The 18,507-nt window shown below is 64.2% G+C and carries 26 protein-coding genes; 15 read left to right on the plus strand and 11 right to left on the minus strand.

The genetic code is table 11. From position 1 onward, the window contains the following. Positions 1-2: 2 nt before the first annotated feature. The 11 genes from ACXYN8_RS04085 to ACXYN8_RS04135 all read right to left on the minus strand — a co-directional run bounded on the left by ACXYN8_RS04085 (position 3) and on the right by ACXYN8_RS04135 (position 4,226). A complete protein-coding gene (locus ACXYN8_RS04085; protein ID WP_458888034.1) occupies positions 3-410 on the minus strand; it encodes a SufE family protein in 408 nt (135 codons plus the stop codon). 25 nt (positions 411-435) lie between these two features. Next, positions 436-672, minus strand: a complete 237-nt coding sequence (locus ACXYN8_RS04090) for a hypothetical protein (RefSeq protein WP_458888035.1) — start codon at positions 670-672, stop codon at positions 436-438. 38 nt (positions 673-710) lie between these two features. Continuing rightward, positions 711-971 carry a hypothetical protein gene (locus tag ACXYN8_RS04095; RefSeq protein WP_458888036.1) on the minus strand — a complete coding sequence of 87 codons (261 nt, stop codon included), beginning with the start codon at positions 969-971 and terminating at the stop codon, positions 711-713. A 13-nt stretch (positions 972-984) separates the two neighbouring features. After that, a complete protein-coding gene (locus tag ACXYN8_RS04100; RefSeq protein WP_458888037.1) occupies positions 985-1,290 on the minus strand; it encodes a hypothetical protein in 306 nt (101 codons plus the stop codon). After that, on the minus strand, positions 1,290-1,637 hold the full coding sequence (locus tag ACXYN8_RS04105; RefSeq protein WP_458888038.1) for a hypothetical protein: 348 nt from the start codon (positions 1,635-1,637) through the stop codon (positions 1,290-1,292). Before ACXYN8_RS04105 ends, ACXYN8_RS04100 begins: the two co-directional genes overlap by 1 nt. Continuing rightward, positions 1,637-1,951 carry a hypothetical protein gene (locus tag ACXYN8_RS04110; protein ID WP_458888039.1) on the minus strand — a complete coding sequence of 105 codons (315 nt, stop codon included), beginning with the start codon at positions 1,949-1,951 and terminating at the stop codon, positions 1,637-1,639. Before ACXYN8_RS04110 ends, ACXYN8_RS04105 begins: the two co-directional genes overlap by 1 nt. A gap of 28 nt (positions 1,952-1,979) precedes the next feature. After that, positions 1,980-2,357, minus strand: coding sequence for an envelope stress response membrane protein PspC (pspC, locus tag ACXYN8_RS04115; RefSeq protein WP_458888040.1), 378 nt, complete (start codon positions 2,355-2,357; stop codon positions 1,980-1,982). A gap of 5 nt (positions 2,358-2,362) precedes the next feature. Then, positions 2,363-2,842 carry a PspC domain-containing protein gene (locus tag ACXYN8_RS04120; RefSeq protein ID WP_458888041.1) on the minus strand — a complete coding sequence of 160 codons (480 nt, stop codon included), beginning with the start codon at positions 2,840-2,842 and terminating at the stop codon, positions 2,363-2,365. Continuing rightward, positions 2,839-3,147: an envelope stress response membrane protein PspB gene (gene pspB, locus ACXYN8_RS04125; protein WP_458888042.1), complete on the minus strand. Its 309-nt coding sequence runs from the start codon at positions 3,145-3,147 to the stop codon at positions 2,839-2,841. Before pspB ends, ACXYN8_RS04120 begins: the two co-directional genes overlap by 4 nt. Positions 3,148-3,150: 3 nt before the next feature. Then, positions 3,151-3,915, minus strand: coding sequence for a phage shock protein PspA (pspA, locus tag ACXYN8_RS04130; RefSeq protein WP_458888904.1), 765 nt, complete (start codon positions 3,913-3,915; stop codon positions 3,151-3,153). Positions 3,916-4,067: 152 nt separating this feature from the next. Continuing rightward, positions 4,068-4,226, minus strand: coding sequence for a hypothetical protein (locus ACXYN8_RS04135; protein ID WP_458888043.1), 159 nt, complete (start codon positions 4,224-4,226; stop codon positions 4,068-4,070). A gap of 152 nt (positions 4,227-4,378) precedes the next feature. On the opposite strand from ACXYN8_RS04135, the gene pspF reads away from it, so the two are divergent. The 15 genes from pspF to truB all read left to right on the plus strand — a co-directional run bounded on the left by pspF (position 4,379) and on the right by truB (position 18,500). After that, complete coding sequence (gene pspF, locus ACXYN8_RS04140) at positions 4,379-5,401, plus strand: phage shock protein operon transcriptional activator (RefSeq protein WP_458888044.1); 1,023 nt, start codon at positions 4,379-4,381, stop codon at positions 5,399-5,401. 67 nt (positions 5,402-5,468) lie between these two features. Next, positions 5,469-5,759 (plus strand): hypothetical protein, encoded by a 291-nt coding sequence (locus ACXYN8_RS04145; protein WP_458888045.1) that lies wholly within the window; start codon positions 5,469-5,471, stop codon positions 5,757-5,759. A 4-nt stretch (positions 5,760-5,763) separates the two neighbouring features. Continuing rightward, positions 5,764-6,051: a hypothetical protein gene (locus tag ACXYN8_RS04150; protein WP_458888046.1), complete on the plus strand. Its 288-nt coding sequence runs from the start codon at positions 5,764-5,766 to the stop codon at positions 6,049-6,051. A 127-nt stretch (positions 6,052-6,178) separates the two neighbouring features. Further along, entirely contained in the window at positions 6,179-7,762 is a 1,584-nt protein-coding gene (locus ACXYN8_RS04155) for a type II secretion system protein GspD (RefSeq protein WP_458888047.1), read from the plus strand. A gap of 269 nt (positions 7,763-8,031) precedes the next feature. Beyond that, complete coding sequence (locus ACXYN8_RS04160) at positions 8,032-9,153, plus strand: S8 family serine peptidase (protein WP_458888048.1); 1,122 nt, start codon at positions 8,032-8,034, stop codon at positions 9,151-9,153. Positions 9,154-9,362: 209 nt separating this feature from the next. Next, positions 9,363-9,938 (plus strand): ribosome maturation protein RimP, encoded by a 576-nt coding sequence (rimP, locus tag ACXYN8_RS04165; protein WP_458888049.1) that lies wholly within the window; start codon positions 9,363-9,365, stop codon positions 9,936-9,938. Between the two features lie 3 nt (positions 9,939-9,941). Continuing rightward, complete coding sequence (nusA, locus tag ACXYN8_RS04170) at positions 9,942-11,663, plus strand: transcription termination factor NusA (protein ID WP_458888050.1); 1,722 nt, start codon at positions 9,942-9,944, stop codon at positions 11,661-11,663. Beyond that, complete coding sequence (locus ACXYN8_RS04175) at positions 11,644-12,384, plus strand: DUF448 domain-containing protein (protein WP_458888052.1); 741 nt, start codon at positions 11,644-11,646, stop codon at positions 12,382-12,384. The genes nusA and ACXYN8_RS04175 overlap by 20 nt, the downstream gene beginning before the upstream one ends. Before the next feature lie 48 nt (positions 12,385-12,432). Further along, the gene (gene infB, locus ACXYN8_RS04180; protein ID WP_458888053.1) at positions 12,433-14,985 is read left to right on the plus strand and encodes a translation initiation factor IF-2; all 2,553 of its coding nucleotides are present in this window, start codon (positions 12,433-12,435) and stop codon (positions 14,983-14,985) included. Positions 14,986-15,007: 22 nt separating this feature from the next. After that, entirely contained in the window at positions 15,008-15,262 is a 255-nt protein-coding gene (locus ACXYN8_RS04185; RefSeq protein WP_458888054.1) for a hypothetical protein, read from the plus strand. Next, positions 15,259-15,804 carry a DUF1697 domain-containing protein gene (locus tag ACXYN8_RS04190; protein WP_458888055.1) on the plus strand — a complete coding sequence of 182 codons (546 nt, stop codon included), beginning with the start codon at positions 15,259-15,261 and terminating at the stop codon, positions 15,802-15,804. The genes ACXYN8_RS04185 and ACXYN8_RS04190 overlap by 4 nt, the downstream gene beginning before the upstream one ends. Further along, entirely contained in the window at positions 15,804-16,226 is a 423-nt protein-coding gene (gene rbfA / locus ACXYN8_RS04195) for a 30S ribosome-binding factor RbfA (protein ID WP_458888056.1), read from the plus strand. The genes ACXYN8_RS04190 and rbfA overlap by 1 nt, the downstream gene beginning before the upstream one ends. Next, on the plus strand, positions 16,226-16,804 hold the full coding sequence (locus ACXYN8_RS04200) for a thymidine kinase (protein WP_458888057.1): 579 nt from the start codon (positions 16,226-16,228) through the stop codon (positions 16,802-16,804). The genes rbfA and ACXYN8_RS04200 overlap by 1 nt, the downstream gene beginning before the upstream one ends. Before the next feature lie 24 nt (positions 16,805-16,828). Next, a complete protein-coding gene (locus tag ACXYN8_RS04205; RefSeq protein WP_458888058.1) occupies positions 16,829-17,512 on the plus strand; it encodes a site-2 protease family protein in 684 nt (227 codons plus the stop codon). After that, positions 17,505-18,500 (plus strand): tRNA pseudouridine(55) synthase TruB, encoded by a 996-nt coding sequence (gene truB, locus ACXYN8_RS04210; protein ID WP_458888059.1) that lies wholly within the window; start codon positions 17,505-17,507, stop codon positions 18,498-18,500. The genes ACXYN8_RS04205 and truB overlap by 8 nt, the downstream gene beginning before the upstream one ends. Positions 18,501-18,507: the final 7 nt, after the last annotated feature.

Here is an 18,507-nt window from a genome sequence, read left to right on the forward strand (position 1 = left end):
GCTCAGCCCGCGGCGATCCGCGCGGCGTGTTCCTGCACGAGCGCGATCATGTTTGGCACGCCCTGCGTGCGGTTGGAACTGAGCTGGTTCTTTAGATCGAACGGGCCCAGCGCGTCTGCCACGTCCATCGCCGCGACTTCATCCGCCGGGCGATCCTGCACCGCGGCGATGACCAGCGCGACGATGCCCTTGGTGATCGCGGCGTTGCTGTCGGCGAGGAAATGCAGGCGCTCCCCCTGCTCGGTTGGATATACCCAGACGCTGGCAGAGCATCCCCGCACCAGCGTGGCATCGGTCTTCAGTGCATCGGGCATGGGGTCGAGCTCTCGCCCCAGCTCGATCAGCAGGCGATAGCGTTCGTCGCCTTCGAGAAATTCATATTCTTCGCGGATATCGTCGAGTGAGCGCATGGAGGGCGCAACTAGCAGCACCGCCTCAAAGTTCCACCCCGTTGGCGATGGCTTCCAGTTGGCGGACGCGTTCCTTGAGGTCGGCGAGTTCGATCCGCGCCGCGCCTTCGGGCGATCCGCGCTCCCGCTCGGGGCGGTGCAGGTCCAGCTCGCTCCGCTTGAGTTCGAGCCAGCCCTGCCAGCCGTGCAGCGCCGCGAAGGCGATTATGCCGAGCCCGGTGAGCGATGCGGCGGTGATGAAGATCTGTTCGGTCATGCTCATGCTCCGTGGAACCTGGCCCTGTGCGGGCGGGTTTCGACCTACCTGTCCCTCAAGAATTCGATTTCGTCGGCGATCTGCTTCGCCCCGCGTTCATCGGTGGCGATGCGTTCGAGCACCTTCACCCTCTCGCGCAGGTCAGCGAGTTCGCCCTTGGCGGCGTCGCGTTCCTCGCGCAGCCGGTCGCGCTCGTCCTGGGCCTCGCGGCTGCCGGTCTTGCCGATCGCCTTGTAGCGTTCGATCAAGACGCCGGAGATCGTGCTGATGGCGACGATCAATACGATGGCGGTCCAGAAGCTCATCATACGCCCTTTCTCAGTTGGCTTCGCCGGAGCGGAGCGTTTCGATTTGGTGGCTGAGGCGATAGCCGCTGTCGGTCACGATCCGCTCGACGTTGGCGAGGCGATCCTTCAGCGAGCCGAGTTCGGCGCGCAGTTCGGCATTCTCCTGCGTCAGCAACTTGACCCGTTCGACCGCCTGATCGTTCTTGGGGTAAACAGGTTTGCCCCAACTGTTTTCGAGCGGGTAGCCGTGCTTCACGCGGATCCAGGTGTTGATGACCCAGCCGATCGCAATGGCGGTGCAGGCTATGGCAACGCCGGTGCTTCCGATAAAATCCATTATACGTTCTCCCGCTTGGCGACGCTGAGCGGCACGCCGCTGTCGCTAATTTCTGCACGGCGCACATCTCGCAGTGCCTCGATCTCTTCGGACAGGGTGTAGCCCTTGTCGGTCACGATCTTCTCCAGCACGATCATGCGATCCTGCATCGCGTCGAGCTTCTCGTGCAGCCGAATGTTTTCAGCTTTGAGCTGCTTCGCCTCGTCGCTGTCGCGCCGCTCGCTCTTGCCGCCCCACTCGTCTTCCAGGGCGTAGCCATGCTTGGCGCGGATCCAGTTGTTGAGAATCCATCCGCCATAGCTGACCGCGATGATGGCGATGACGAAGCCGGGGCCGCCCCATTCCATCACGCGGTCTCCCGCTTCGCGATGTCGAGTGGCACGCCGTTGCCGTGGTCTTCGACCCGGCGGGTGTCGCGCAGCGCCTCGATCTGGGTGGCCACGTCGTAGCCGCGGTCGGTGACGATCCGTTCGAGCACGGCGACGCGGTCTTCGAGTGCCTGCACCTTGCTGGCGTATTGTGCCGCCTTTTCCGCGCTGGCGCCGGCGGTGGCGTTGAGGCGCTTGTCCTCCAGCTTGCTCTTCTTGGAGATCCACACGATGCCGAGCACCATGAGGAAGGGCGCTGTTACCGCCATTAGTCCCGTAAGTTCGCCGATCATTGATTTCTTCCCTTCTGCAATTGGTTGGTCAGCGCAGTCGTTCGATCTCGGCATTCAGCCGGGGATTGTTGCTGACGTAGTAGCTTTCGACGTCCGCCAGGCGGCGGTCGATGTCGCGCATTCGGCTGCGGATTTCCCGCGCGCTGCGCTTCGGGTTCTGCCGCACTCGCTGCCAGAAGCGTTGTTCGTCAGGCTCGACATAAAGGTGCGGCGGCTTGCGGTTCAGAAGCAGCCCCATGAGAATGTAGACCGGGATGGTCAGGCCGCCGCTCAGGAACGTCAGGCCCAGGGCACCTAGCCGTACCCAGATGGCGTTGATCCCGGTGTAGTCCGCGATGCCGGCGCATACGCCCATGAATTTCTTGTTGAAGCTGTCCTTGTACAGCGTCGTGCGGGGGCTGTTCATCGCTTTCAGACCTTCCGTTTGCTGGCGGGCACACCTTCGAGCGTGCGACCGGAATTGCGCGAGGTGTCGCCTTCGAGGGTGCCGGGCGTTTCCGGGAAGCTGGGCGACGCGGCGTCAGCGAGTTCCAGCTCCCTGTCGAAGCGCTGCTGGCGCGCCTTCATTTCGGCAAGTTCGATGTCGATCGGATCGGGCGCGCGGGCGGTACGCATCGGCTCTGCCCGGTAAGGCTCCGTCGGGACCGGGCGGGCCGGCTCGTAACGACGTGCGAAGCTCGCTTCGTTCTGGCCAGTTTCCGGCTGAACCTTCAGCACCATGGTGAGCGCGATATAGGCAAGCAGGACCAGGCCGTTGGTGAGGAAACCGAGCGCGATCGCGCCAATTCGAACATAGAGCGGATCGGTGTTCAGAAAGTTGGCGATACCTGCACAGACCCCTGTGATCTTGCCGCGCGCCGGATCCTTGTAGAGTGTGTTGGTAATGGTCATGCCATGTCTCCCTTCGCGCGTTCGCTGGCCAGCATGCGGTCAAGTTCGCGCAGGCTCGCAGCTTTCTCGTCACCGTCGAGGAGACGGCGCTGGCTGTTGAAGTCGGGATTGTCCGCCGCGACCAGCCGTTCGACCGTGTCCATCCGGTCGTCGAGCCGCTTGGCGAGCTGATAGAGGTCCTCCAGCAGCGATTCGTCATCGGTGGTGATGGTGGCCGCGGTTTTCCATTTCGTGATGTAATGCAGCACGACCCAGGGCAGGCCCACGAAGATGCCGATCATCACGATGACCCAATCGAATTCCATGGGTTAACCCTCCTTCGTCCCGGCGCTGTCGGTGCTGTCGAGGCCCAGCGCGCGTTTCATTTCCGCGAGTTCGTCGTCGATCTTGTCGTCGCCTTGCAGCGCGGCAATTTCATCCGCGAGACTCGGCTTGCCGGTGCCGTCGGCCAGTTGCAGCGATTCTGCGCGGCCTTCGGCGTAGTCGACCCGGCGCTCGAGCTGGTCGAAGCGCGCCAGTGCCTCGTCGGTGCGCTCGGTCGTCATGAGCGAACGCAGCTTTACGCGGTTCTCCGCGCTTTCGAGCCGCGCGGCGATCTGGCCCTGGCGGCTGCGTGCTTCGCGCAGGCGGTGCTGCAGCTTCGCGATGTCGGCATCATAGGCCCGCAGCGCGTCGTCGAGCACGGCGATCTCGGTCTTGAGCTGCTCGCCCATTTCCGACGCCTTCTTCTTTTCCAGCAGCGCGGCGCGGGCGAGATCCTCACGATCTTTCGACAGCGCGAGCTGCGCCTTCTCAGCCCAGTCGGCCTGAAGCCGGTCGAGCTTCACCACGTGGCGGTGCATTTCCTTCTGATCGGCAATGGTGCGCGCGGCGCTGGCGCGGACTTCGACCAGCGTTTCCTCCATTTCGAGGATGATCATGCGAATCATCTTCTGCGGGTCGTCCGCCTTGTCGAGCATGTCGTTGAAATTGGCGGCGATGATGTCACGCGTGCGCGAGAATATGCCCATCAGGGGAACTCCAAGGGTTGAATAGATCGTGTTGTCTTGCGTCGGGGTAGGGCTGCGGCGGATCCGTTCGACTTCCTCGTCGATGCGGGCCCGGCGCGGCGCGTCGGGGATGGGGGTTAGGGCCGAAGCATCCGACAGGCGCGAGGACTGGTTTGCGCCCGACTTGGGGGAAACGGAACGCTCCGACCCTAAGGGGGTAGATGGGGTTCGCGCGTTCACGCCAGTTCCATCTGGTGAATGGCGGCGGGGCCGGCGACATAAGCGGTGGCGCCGTCGACCTGCCAGGTCAGCGCGGCGATGTTGAACGCAACCATCGCGGTGATGCTGGCGAGCGATGCCCATCCGAGCGGCGATTGGAAGAAGTGGCGGTTCATTGTGTCGATCCTTTTTATCGGGTTCGTTCACATATCAGCAAACACCGTGCCAGTTTGACAAGTAGTTGTTTTAAAGTGATTTATGTCCCGACCCTTGGCGCGGTGACGGTGCTTATTGCCAAAGGTTGGGAATATATCCTATCTGTTAGTCAATGGAGCGGGATAATCAATTTATCGGCCAGTCCAGCGCCTTCCTCGACGCGGTCGAGCGGGCCAGCCGTGCGGCGCCGATGCAGCGCCCGGTGCTGGTCATCGGAGAGCGCGGGACCGGCAAGGAACTGATCGCCGAACGCCTCCATCGCCTGTCCGATCGCTGGGACCAGCCGCTCGTCGTGATGAATTGCGCCGCGCTCCCCGAAACGCTCATCGAAGCAGAGCTTTTCGGCCATGAGGCGGGCGCCTTCACCGGCGCCACCAAGTCGCGCGTGGGCCGCTTCGAAGAGGCCGATCGCGGGACGCTGTTCCTCGACGAACTCGGTACGCTCAGCATGGCGGCGCAGGAACGGTTGCTGCGCGCGGTCGAATATGGCGAGGTTACCCGGATCGGTTCCTCGCGCCCGATGCGGGTCGATGTTCGGATCGTCGGTGCGACCAACGAAGATCTGCCGCGCCGGGCGGAGCAGGGGCATTTCCGCGCCGACCTGCTCGACCGGCTCAGTTTCGAAGTCATCACCTTGCCGCCACTGCGCGTGCGCGAAGGCGATGTCGAAGTTCTCGCCGACTACTTCGGCCGGCGCATGGCTGCCGAGCTCGGTTGGGAGGGCTGGCCCGGATTTTCCGAGCACGTCGCCCGCCAGATGGAGAACTACGACTGGCCCGGCAACGTGCGCGAACTTCGCAACGTGGTCGAACGCGCCGTCTATCGCTGGGACGATTGGGACAGTCCCATCGGCCACGCCCAGTTCGACCCGTTCGATTCGCCATGGAAGCCGCTCGGCCCGACCCGCCCTGCGGAAGCGGCGCAGGCTCCGCCGAGGATCGACGCTTCGGAGGCGTCCACCGATTACGATTCCGTCGATGACTTGCGCGGCGCGGTGGATGCCCATGAACGCGCGATCATCGAACACGCGCTCGGCAAGAACCGCTGGAACCAGCGCCAGACGGCGAAGGCTTTGGGGCTCAGCTACGACCAGCTGCGTCACTGCATCAAGAAGCACGGCCTTGCCGAGGACTGACCGAGGCCCGATTAAGCAATTCTTGAGGTCGATGGGCTAGTCTTTTCAGGCGCAAGAGGGGGTTGCGGTGGAAAGTTTCAAAACCGTGCTGAAGGCGCTCGGCTGCGCCTGGATCGGTGTGGTCGTCCTCATTGGCCTCGGCGGCACATGGCTGACCTACAACATCGACACCGTTGCTGAAGCGGGAATGACGGCCGCTTACGACGCGAGCGGAGAAGCGGACCGCCGTTGCCAGCGGGCGCAGGAAGCATACGACGTCATGTGGGAGGACGCGGTGAATTCCAACCGCATCGACGCCATGCAGGATTCGCTGGACCGCGCCGCGCGCGAAGCGGAGCGCAATTGCGGCAGCCAGTGACGCCATGGGGCTGATCGACACCTTGGTGGACCTCTGCGTGGACCATGCAGCCACCATCGATCATCTGACCGGCCGAAAGGACGCGAACGGTCGGAAGTACCATTACGAACGCAATGTCCGCCCCAGCGGCAGGCGGATCGCGGGCATTGTTTTCGGTGTCCTGACTGCCGGGTTGGCATTCGGAATGGTCGTATTTGCCGGGCGCTCGATCGACAGTCTGGAAGACCGGCAGCCCGAAGTTCGCACCGAAAAGCGCTGTGGCGCGAATCCTTGGGCGGTCGATTGTCCCTAGGGAAAGGCGGGTTTCCGTGACCCGTTGTTGCCGAACGGCCACGCTCCGCAACCCTTCCTTCCCGGCTATCTTGCCCAACGGCACGAATGCGATAACTTGCCTGCCGGGATTGGGAATCTATCCAACTATGCAAATCGCGTTCGCCCGCGTCGCCGGGCACCGCAGTATTCTTGTCGCTTTCGTGCTGTTCGCCGCGCTCCTGCTCGGCGCGCCCGAGATGGTCCGCGCCCAGTCGCAGGTCGTCCCCTCGGTGCTGGAAGATATGCGCGTCGTCACCGAAGATGACGAGGCGGCGACCTACATCCTGCGCTTTTCCCCGAACGAGCCACGGTCGGCGGACCTCAACAACAACCCCAGCACGCCCGAAGTGGTCATGGCGACGACGCTCAAGACAGGCCGGGTGAAGAGCCGTCAGTCCTTCCGCGGCATCGTGCGGACGCTGATGTTCGTGACGCAGGATTCCAGCCTCATCATGCGGATGAACACCGCCGTCCCCGCGCGGGTGAAGACCGAGCGGATCGGCGCCAACTCGCTGCAGGTACGGGTGGAGCGGGTGAGCGACGAGGAAGAGATCGGCAGCCGCCCCATCGGTTCCGAAGGGGAGGATGTCCTCCCGCAGCAGGAACTCAACCGCGGGCCGATCGACGCTTACCAGCCAGGCGATGCGTTCGAACTGGTGTTGCTGAAATACGCCGACGTCTCGGAAGTCATCGGCCTGCTGACCGAAGGCGTGGAAATCCAGCCCAACGATGTCTTCATCCGCCGGGAACCGGGCTTCGGCTCGCCGGGCGTGAACCAGCAGACCAGTTACGTCGGATCGCAGCAGCAGGCGCAGGCGGAGGAGCTTCCGCTGGGGCAGAACTTCGGCAACGGCCTTGCCATCGACCGGCGCCTCAACGCGATCTGGATTACCGGCTCGCCCGACCGGATCGACCGGGTAAAGCGGCAGATCGAATTGATCGACGTGCCGGTCGACAGCGTCATTCTCGAAACCCAGTTCGTCGAATTGTCGGAAACGGGAGCGCGCAACCTCGGCGTCGATTTCACCAATCAGAATGGCGAGATAGCTGCCGGCACGGTGACGCGCGGCGGCGCCAATCCGTTCGGCGTCGATCCGATGGACATCCTGATCTCCGGCCAGTTGCAGGCAGCGATCAACCTGCAGATTTCGAAGGGCGAGGGCCGGATCGTCTCGCGACCGCGCATCGCGGCGCAGAGCGGGTCGACCGCCAAGATCATCACCGGCGATGCGCTGCCGATCCTCACCTCGATCCAGCTGTCGGGGGTCAACGGCGTTTCCCAGCAGGTGCAGTATGTGAACGTCGGCGTGACGCTGCAAATCGCGCCGCGCGTATCGAGCGACGGCTACATAACCTCGAAAATCTACGGCGTTGTCTCAAGCGTGACGGGTTTCAGCCAAGGCTACCCGACGATCAGCCAGCGCGAGGCGGAAACCAGCGCGTCGGTGCGCGACGGCGAAACATTCGTCATCGGCGGGCTGACGCAGGAAAACGTGCTCACCAATACGTCGAAGATCCCGCTGCTCGGCGACATACCGCTGATCGGCCGGGCGTTCCGCAACGAAACCTCGACCTCGAACAAGACCGAACTCTACATCGTCATCACCCCGCGCATCGTCCGGCATCGCCGGTTCGAGGAAGCGGAGGCCAATGCAGAGGCAATGCGAACGGAGCTGCCTGCTATTCAGTAATATTCCCGAGACCAATTCCGATATTGTAGAAGTTAGCAAACAGCCTGCGAACAAATTCGCGGGCCACTCCTGTATGAAGAAGAAGGTCGTTTGGCTGTCTGAACATTATTGCCAAAACGATGATTTAGACTTAACGCCGCGTTTGCATGACGAAATTTTATTTCGTTTTTTCCCACCCTATCGACAAGTCCATCTTTTGCATTATGCCTTCACTATGCTTCGGGCGCGGGTCGCGTCTTTCCGCATATCTTTTGGAAGTGAGGGACTACATGAAAAAGAAACTGCTCGTCGCTGCTGCGGCGCTTCCCCTTGTTGCACTCGCCACGCCGGCACAGGCACAAAAGGCCGGCGACAAGATCGCCAACAGTTACATCTGCGTTTTCGACAAGAGCGTGTCGCGCGGCAATGCCAAGGCAGAAGCCAACCGCGCCGCTCAGGCTGCGAGCGCGCAGGTGAAGTTCGTGTACGACGTCGCGCTGAGGGGCTTCGCCGTGAACGCCGCACCACAGGCAATCGCGAACATGCAGCGTAACAATTCCAACATCAAATATTGCGAGCAGGACCAGGTCGTCACGACCGGCCAGTGGCAGGCGAAGGCCAAGCCGGGCGGCAGCGCCGGCGGCGGCGCCCAGCCAGCGCAGGAGACCCCCTGGGGTATCGCACGCGTCAATGGCGGCGGCGCAGGCAGCTTCGCAACCGCCTGGGTCATCGACAGCGGTGTCCAGCTCGATCACCCGGACCTCAACGTCGACCTCGGCCGCTCGGCCAGCTTCGTGCGCGGTGACGCGGGTGACCAGAACGGCCACGGCACGCACGTCGCCGGCACGATCGCCGCGCTGGACAACGCCATCGGCGTTATCGGCGTCGCTCCGGGTGCGCCCGTCGTGTCGGTCCGCGTGCTGGACCGTCGCGGTTCGGGTTCCACCTCGGGCGTGATCGCCGGGATCAACCACGTCGCGCAATATGGCCGCCCTGGCGACGTTGCGAACATGAGCCTTGGTGGCGGCGTCAGCCAGGCGCTGGACGATGCCGTCGTGTCGGCAGCTTCGGGCGGCGTGCGCTTCGCGCTCGCGGCCGGTAACGAAAGCGACAACGCCAACAGCCATTCTCCTGCGCGTGCCAACGGACCGAACGTCTACACCGTCTCGTCCTTCGCGATCGGCGACAGGTGGTCGTCGTTCTCCAACTTCGGCAATCCTCCGGTCGATTTCGCGGAGCCGGGTTCCTCGATCAAGTCGACCTGGACCGGCAGCGGTTACAACACCATTTCCGGCACCAGCATGGCGACGCCGCACCTCGCGGGCATCCTGCTTCAGGGCAATGTCGGCAATGGCGGCCGCGTCAACGGCGATCCGGACGGCAATGCCGACGTGATCGGCGTCGTGCCCTGAGCCTTCCGATCCTGTGACAAAAAGGGGGTCCGGTTCGCGCCGGGCCCCTTTTTGATGACGAAAAGCAGGCGGCACGAACTGCCGTGTTGCTTTTCTGACGGTACCCGCCTATCTGACCGTCATCCCGACATCGACGAGGTTTGGATGCTGGCGCCGCGAGGGGCCGGCCCGAAACCGGTTTGTCGCATGGCGAGGCCAATGGAGATTGAATGGCAGACATCGCACGCCTGACCGAAGTGATCGAACCCGAAGCGCGGGCGCTCGGCTTCGACCTCGTGCGCGTGAAGATGATGCCGTCCGAAGCTGGCGACGGCGGACAGTCCCTGCAGATCATGGCGGAAGACCCGGCCACCGGGCAGCTCGTGATCGAACAGTGCGCCGCCCTGTCGCGCCGCGTATCCGACGCGATCGACGCCGCGGAAGAGGGCGGGGAAGTGCTGATCGAAGGCGCCTACCACCTCGAAGTCAGCAGCCCTGGCATCGACCGGCCGCTGACCCGTGCGAAGGATTACGCGAACTGGGCCGGGCACGAAGCCAAGGTGAGCATGGACAAGGGCTGGGACGGGCAGCGCAACTTCCGCGGAATCCTGTCCGGTATCGAAGGCGATACTGTGACGATGGAGGATAACCGCAGCGGAACGGTGTCTTTCCCGCGCGAAGCCATCCATTCGGCGCGACTGGTGCTGACCGACGCGCTGATCGCCGCGACTCGCCCCCTCGACACCGACGGTGCCGAAGAGATTTACGAAGACAACGATATTCAAGACGAAGAGAAGGCAGACTAACTCATGGCCAGTGCGATTTCCGCCAACAAGGCTGAACTGCTCGCGATCGCGAATGCGGTCGCTTCGGAAAAGATGATCGACAAGGCGATCGTCGTCGAAGCGATGGAAGAAGCGATCCAGAAGGCGGCGCGTGCCCGCTACGGCGCGGAAAACGACATCCGCGCGAAGCTCGATCCGCAGACCGGCGACCTGCGCCTGTGGCGCGTGGTCGAGGTCGTCGAAGAGGTCGAGGACTACTTCAAGCAGGTCGACCTGAAGCAGGCGCAGAAGCTGGAAGACGGCGCGAGCGTGGGCGACTTCATCGTCGATCCGCTGCCGCCGGTCGATCTCGGCCGCATCGACGCGCAGAGCGCCAAGCAGGTGATCTTCCAGAAGGTCCGCGATGCAGAGCGTGAACGTCAGTTCGAAGAATACAAGGACCGCGCCGGCGAAGTCATCACCGGCGTGATCAAGTCGGTTGAGTTCGGCCACGTGATCGTCAACCTCGGCCGCGCCGAAGGCGTCATCCGCCGCGACCAGCAGATCCCGCGCGAAGCCGCCCGCGTGGGCGAGCGCGTTCGGGCGCTGATCAGCAAGGTGGAACGCAACAACCGCGGGCCGCAAATCTTCCTGACCCGCGCGCATCCCGATTTCATGCGCAAGCTGTTCGCGCAGGAAGTGCCGGAAATCTACGACGGCATCATCGAGATCAAGGCCGCCGCCCGCGACCCGGGCAGCCGCGCCAAGATCGGCGTCATCAGCCACGACAGCTCCATCGACCCGGTCGGCGCCTGCGTCGGCATGAAGGGTAGCCGCGTGCAGGCGGTGGTGCAGGAACTGCAGGGCGAGAAGATCGACATCATCCCCTGGAGCGAGGACACCGCCACCTTCGTCGTCAACGCATTGCAGCCCGCCACGGTGGCGCGCGTCGTGCTGGACGAAGAAGAAGGCCGCATCGAAGTCGTCGTGCCCGAAGACCAGCTGTCGCTGGCGATCGGTCGCCGCGGCCAGAACGTGCGCCTCGCCAGCCAGCTGACCGGCCACCAGATCGACATCATGACCGAGGACGAGGCGAGCGAGAAGCGACAGAAGGAATTCTCCGAACGCTCCAAGATGTTCGAGGAAGAACTCGACGTCGACGAAACGCTTTCGCAGCTGCTGGTCGCCGAAGGCTTCGCCGATCTCGAGGAAGTCGCCTATGTCCAGCTCGACGAACTGGCGATGATTGAAGGCTTCGACGAAGAACTGGCCGAGGAACTTCAGAGCCGTGCGCTCGAGGCGATCGAGCGTCAGGAAGAAGCTTATCGTGCCGAGCGCCGCGAACTGGGCGTCGAGGACGATCTGGCCGAAATCGCGCACCTCAGCGAACAGATGCTGGTTGTGCTGGGCAAGGCCGGCATCAAGACGCTCGACGATCTGGCCGATCTCGCCACCGACGAACTGATCGCGAAGAAGCGCGAAGCGCCGCGTCGCCGTCAGAGCCCTGATGGTCCGCCGATGCGCCGCCCTGCGCCGCGTCCGGAAGACAAGGGCGGCGTGCTGGGTGAATTCGGCCTCTCGGAAGAGCAGGGCAACGAAATCATCATGGCTGCCCGCGCACACTGGTTCGACGACGAAGAGCCGCAGGCGGCTGCCGAAGCGACCGACGGCGATGCAGAAGCTGCGGCGCCTGCCGAAGCTGAGGCAAGCGAAGCTGCCCCGCAGGGGCAAACGCAGGAGGCCGCCGATGCGGACTCCACCCAATGAGCGCCTGAGTTCCGACATCGCTGACACGCCGCGACCCCGCAAACCGGGGTCCGGCAAGGCGCGCGCGCAGGAAAACGGGCCTGAACGCCGCTGCGTCATTACGGGCCAAAGTGGCGAACGCTCCGCGATGGTTCGCCTGGCGCTTGGTCCCGATGGCGCGGTTCTGCCTGATATACTCGCCAAGGCTCCGGGCCGCGGTGCGTGGCTCGGTGTCGATCGCGCCGCGCTGAGCGAGGCGCTGGCGAACGGAAAGCTGAAAGGCGGCCTGTCTCGCGCGTTCAAGACCGGCAATCTGGCGATCCCGCCCGAATTGCCCGATCTGATCGAGCGCGGGCTGGTTAAGGCATTGCTGGACCGGCTGGGTCTCGAAAAACGCAGCGGAACGCTTATCTTGGGCAATGACCGCATCGATCGCGCCGCGCGCGAAGGTGCGGTTGCGTGGCTCGGCCACGCCTGCGATGCGGGCGAGGACGGGTGCAAGAAGCTCGACCAGGCCTGGCGGGTGGGCAGCGACATGGAAGGCAGCGACCGGCGTGGCATCCGCTTGCCACTGGACCGCGACGCCCTGTCTGTGGCATTGGGCCGCGACAATGTCGTCCACCTGGCGCTCGCCAACGACGGTGCGACCGAGCGTGTGATGCAGATCGTGTCGCGATTGCTGCGTTTTCAGGGGGCCAAGCCCGAAGATACGGCCAAGGAATTGGGTGGCCAGCCTGCGTGACGCGGGCGCGTGGTCGACATGGATTGATGTGAAGGAAATACGAGTTTTATGAGCGACAGTGACAACAAACCGACCCGTACCCGCAAGCCCCTCGGGCTGAAGCGGTCGGTCGATGCTGGCGAGGTCAAGCAGACCTTCAGCCACGGTCGCACCAACAAGGTGGCGGTCGAGGTGAAGCGCCGCCGCAAGCTCGTGAAGCCCGGTGAGGAAGCCGCGACGGCGCCGGAGGCTGCACCAGCGCCCGCTCCGGCCCCCGCACCCGCACCGGCTCCCGCACCCGCGCCAGCCCCGGTCGCGAAGAAGCCCGCGCCCTCGGATGAGACGCCGCAGGAACGCGTCGCCCGTCTCCAGCGCGAGGCCGAGGAAGACCGCCTGCGCCAGGCCGAAGAAGCGCGCGTGCGCGACGACGAGCAGGCGAAGAAGGCTGCCGCCGAGGAAAAGCGGCGCGCCGAGGAAAATCGCGAGCAGGAAAAGCAGGCCGAAGCCGACGCGAAGGCTCGCGCGGCGGAGGAAGCCAAGCCTGCAACCGAAGCGCCCGCAGAGGCCGAGGCCGAGGCCGAGGAAGCGCCCGCCGCCGCCGCATCCACCGATGCCGGCACGGCCACGCCTGCACCGCGCAAGTTCTCGCCGGTCGCCCGGCCCGAGATCAAGCGGCCCAAGAAGGAAGATAAGAAGAAGGCCCGCACCGCGCCTGCAACCGACGACAAGCGTCGTTCGGGCAAGCTGACGGTCAACAAGGCGCTGAACGAGGACGAGGGCCGCCGTGCCCGCAGCCTCGCCGCGCTCAAGCGCGCGCGTGAAAAGGAACGTCGCCTGCAGGGCGGCGGCTCCAACAAGCCGCGCGAGAAGCAGGTTCGCGACGTCGTGGTGCCCGAGGCGATCACGGTGGGCGAACTCGCCAAGCGCATGGGCGAAAAGGGCGCCGACCTGGTCAAGGAACTGTTCAACCTCGACATGATGGTGACGGTCAACCAGACCATCGATCAGGACACGGCAGAGCTGCTGGTCGAACAGTTCGGCCACAACATCCAGAAGGTCTCCGAAGCCGATGTCGATATCGACAGCACGGCGGAGCAGGATCCCGAAGAAACCTTGCAGCCCCGCCCGCCGGTGGTGGCCGTGATGGGCCATGTCGACCACGGCAAGACCAGTCTGCTCGACGCGCTGCGCAAGACCAATGTGACGAAGGGCGAAGCCGGCGGCATCACCCAGCACATCGGTGCGTATCAGGTGACGACGAAGGACAAGTCGAAGATCACCTTCCTCGACACGCCGGGCCACGCCGCCTTCACCGAAATGCGCCAGCGCGGTGCCAACGTCACCGACATCGTGATCCTCGTGGTCGCGGCGGACGACGGTATCATGCCGCAGACGGTCGAGGCGATCAAACACGCCAAGGCTGCCGATGTGCCGCTGATCGTGGCTATCAACAAGATCGACAAGCCCGAAGCCAATGCCCAGAAGGTTCGCGAGCGTCTGCTCGAACACGAGGTCGTGGTGGAAGGGATGTCGGGCGACGTGCAGGACGTGGAAGTGTCCGCGACCAAGGGCACTGGCCTCGATGAACTGATCGAGAAGATCGCACTGCAAGCCGAACTGCTGGAGCTGAAGGCGCGGCCCGACCGCGACGCGGAAGCGACCGTGGTGGAAGCGCAGCTCGACAAGGGCCGCGGTCCTGTCGCCACCGTGCTGATCAATCGCGGCACGCTGAAGCGCGGCGACACCTTCGTCGTCGGCACGCAGAGCGGCAAGGTGCGCGCGCTGATCGACGATCAGGGCAAGCAGATCAAGGAAGCCGGACCCTCCATGCCGGTCGAAGTCCTCGGCCTCGGCGGTGTGCCTGCGGCGGGCGATTTGCTGACCGTGGTGGAGAACGAACAGCGCGCCCGCGAAGTCGCGCAGTATCGCCAGGAAAAGGCAACGGAGAAGCGCACCGCGCTCGCTCCGACCAGCTTCGACACCATGTTCAACACGCTGGCCAGCAACGTCATCGAGTTCCCGCTGCTGGTGAAGGCCGACGTCCAAGGGTCCGTGGAGGCGATCAACACCGCGCTTCACAACCTCTCGAACGACGACATCAAAGTCCGCATCCTGCACGCAGGCGTCGGCGCGATCACCGAAAGCGACGTTACGTTGGCTGCGGCCTCGAACGCGCCGATCATCGGCTTCAACGTGCGTCCGAATGCCAAGGCGCGTGACCTGATCAAGCGCGATAACGTGCGGATGATGTATTACGACGTCATCTATCACCTGACCGACGAGATCACGAAAGAGATGCTCGGCGAACTCGGCCCGCTCAAGGTCGAGAACGTGGTCGGCCGTGCGCAGGTCAAGGAAGTCTTCAAGTCGGGCAAGCGCGACAAGGCGGCCGGTCTGCTGGTCGAGGAAGGCGTCATCCGCAAGGGTCTGTTCGCCCGTCTCACCCGCGACGACGTCATCGTTTCGGCGACCACCATCGCGTCGCTGCGCCGGTTCAAGGACGACGTGGACGAAGTGCGTGCAGGTCTCGAATGCGGTGTCGTGCTGGAGGATACCAACGACATCCAGCCGGGCGACCAGCTCGAAGTCTTCGAGGTCGAGGAGCGTGAGCGCACGCTTTAAGGCAGGCAGAAAGGCAGCCTGAATGGGCCTGATCCTGATCGTCATCGGCGCCGTTGCAGGCTGGAAGATCGCGGACCTTCATCCGCGCAGCTTCCTCCTGCTGGCGCTGGCCGCGATCATGCCGACTGCTGCCGCGGTCATGCTCGATCCGATGCCGCACGGCCCGGTCGGGTGGATCGCGGTGTGGCTGGTCACGTTTCTCTACGTCGCTGTGCCATACGCGCTGCTCGCCACCCTTCGCCGCGCCCGCGCCCGCAACCGAACGGAAGAGCAGTGACGCGCTATTGCGCCTTCTTCGCCAGCATGAACGTCGGCGGCAACCGGCTGAAGATGGCGGACCTGCGCGATGCGCTGGAACGGGAGGACCTGGAAGACGTCGAGACCGTCGTCGCCAGCGGCAATGTGCTGTTTTCCTTCGACGAGCGGCCGGATGAAGGCCTGACCGAGATGCTGAGCTTCATCGTCAACGACCGCTTCGGTTTCCCGACCTTTGCAGCGGTCCGCGATACCGATGGCGTACGCGCCGCGATCGAGGACAATCCCTTCAAGGACAGCGGGGAGGCGAAATTCGTTCATACCCTGCTGCTGGAGCGGGCGCCGGAAGAGGGCGGCTTCGAGAGAATTTGCGCCGATTACGAGGGCCGCGGGCCGGAGAAGCTGGCGCTGGGCGATCGCTGCCTGTTCGTCGATTACGTCGGGGGCGTGGGCGACAGCAGGCTGACCACGGGCTTTATCGAGCGGCGGCTGGGCTGCCGCTTCACCGCGCGCAACATCGGTTCGCTGCGCCGCATTCTGGAAAAGATGGAAGGGGAGGGCTGATGGCCCGCCAGCAATTCACCACCGAACAGCAATCGGTCCGCACCCTGAAGGTGGGGGAGCGGGTGCGCCATATCCTGTCCGAACTGCTCGCCCGGCAGGAAGTGCATGACGAGAGGGTGAGCGCGGCGAATATCGCCGTCACCGAAGTCCGCATGACACCAGACCTTCGCAACGCCACCGCTTACGTCAAGCCGCTGCTCGGCAAGGACGAAGGCGAGATCGTGAAGGCGTTGCGGCAGAATACGGCCTATCTCCAGCGTGAGGTTGCCAAGCGTCTCGGCCTGAAATTCGCGCCCAAGCTGAAGTTTCGCCCGGACGAGAGTTTCGACGAAGCCGACCGGATCGAGGCGCTGCTGCGTGATCCGAAGGTGGCGCGCGATCTGGAGGACGATGGCGACGAGGATGAGGAAGCGGGCGCCTGATGGCGAAGCTCTATTTCTACTACGCCAGCATGAATGCGGGCAAATCGACCACGCTGCTCCAGGCCGACTTCAATTACCGGGAGCGGGGCATGGAAACCATGCTCTGGACCGCTCAGCTCGACGATCGGGGCGCGGACAAGGCGATCGAGAGCCGCATCGGCCTTGGCGCAGATGCCAACCGGTTCACCGGCGACACCGATCTGTGGGACGCCATCGGTGCCCGCCATGCCGCGACGCCGCTGCATTGCGTGCTGCTGGACGAGGCGCAGTTTCTCTCTCCCGCGCAGGTGTGGCAACTGGCGCGCGTGGCTGACGAGGCGGGCATTCCGGTGCTGTGCTATGGCCTGCGCACCGATTTTCAGGGAGAACTGTTCCCCGGCTCCGCCGCCCTGCTCGGCATTGCCGATGCGCTGGTCGAGCTGAAGGCCGTATGCCACTGCGGGCGCAAGGCGACGATGAACCTGCGCGTCGACGATAGCGGCGCAGCGGTGAGCGAGGGCGCGCAGACGGAGATTGGTGGCAATGATCGCTATCTCGCGCTGTGCCGCAAGCATTTCACCGCGGCGCTGGCGGGATAGCGCGTCAGCGCCTATCTTCCCGACATGACAGACACACTCACGCTGATCGCGGTGCTGGTGCCCGCGCTGGTGATCGCCATCGTCTTCCATGAGGTCGCCCACGGCTGGGTCGCGCTCGCGCTGGGCGATCCGACGGCGAAGGAGCAGCGCAGGCTCACCCTCAATCCCTTGCGGCACGTCGATCCCATCGGAACGATTCTGGTGCCGGGTTTCCTTGCCGTCGTCGGGGGGCCAATCTTCGGCTGGGCCAAGCCCGTGCCGGTCCGCAAGGATCGCCTCGACAACCCGCGTTTCGGCATGATGGCCGTGGCCGCGGCCGGACCGGGGACGAACTTCCTGCTCGCCGGGATCGGCGCGGTGTTGCTGGGGGTGTTCGCGACGCAGCTGACCCCTGCACCGGGTGCGGAACCGGGGCTCCTCGCCACGGGACTGTTCTATTTCATCCTGATCAACGTCTTCCTCGCCGTCTTCAACCTGCTGCCGATCCCGCCTTTCGACGGGTCGCACATACTGGAGGGCGCCATGCCGCGCCGCTGGGTGCATCATTACGAGCGGCTGCGGCCCTTCGGGATGCTCCTGTTCGTCGGGTTGATCGCGCTGACGTGGTTCGCCCCGCAACTGGGCGTGCTCGACAAGACCATCGGCCCGCCGGTTGACTGGGCGCTGGAAAAATACCTCAGCCTCGCATCGTCGATTGCCGGTGAGTGACGCTTTTGCTCCCCACGGCTGGTTGATCCTCGACAAGCCGCGCGGTCTCGGCTCGACGCAGGCGGTCGGGGCGGTGAAGCGCAATCTGCGCGAGGGCGGTTATGCGAAGGTCAAGGTCGGTCACGGGGGCACGCTCGACCCGCTGGCCGAGGGCGTGCTGCCGATCGCGCTGGGCGAGGCGACCAAGCTGGCTGGCCGGATGCTCGACGCGAGCAAGATTTACGAGTTCACGGTCCAGTTCGGCGCGCAGACCGACACGCTCGACACCGAGGGGGAGATCATCGCAACGTCCGACCGATTCCCGCCGATGGCTGCCGTCGCGGCGGTGCTGGAGCATTTCACCGGCGAGATCGAACAGACACCGCCCGCCTATTCGGCCGTCAAGATCGACGGCAAGCGCGCCTACGATCTTGCGCGCGCTGGCGAGGATGTGGAGATGAAGACGCGCCGGGTGACAATCCACTCTCTCTCGCTCGCGTCGGAACGGGACCACGGCGAACTCACCTCTGCCTTTGCCACCACCAGTGGCCGTCCGGACCCCTACGACCCGTCCGCGCCGCTGGAGCTTGCCGACAGCGTCACTCTGCGCGCTTCGGTCAGCAAGGGGACGTATATCCGCTCCCTTGCACGGGACATCGCGCTGGCGCTTGGAACGCGCGGGCACGTTACCTATCTGCGCCGTGTAAAGGCCGGTCCGTTCCGCGAGGAACAGGCGATTTCGCTGGACAAACTCAACGAAATCGGCAAGGGCGCGCGACTTCAAGACCTCCTCCTGCCGCTCGAGGCGGGGCTGGACGACATCCCGGCTCTGAAACTCGATCCCGATAGTGCGCAGGCGGTCCGACAGGGCCGGGTCATCTTGGGAATGCCCGAAAGCGATGGGCTCTATCTTGCCAGTCTGCACGACGTGCCGGTGGCGTTGATGGAACTCATCGATGGCACGGCCAAGGTCGTGCGGGGCTTCAACCTTGCCGATGTCGCTGAGTAGAAAGAGA

Source organism: Altererythrobacter sp. CAU 1778 (genome assembly GCF_054482795.1).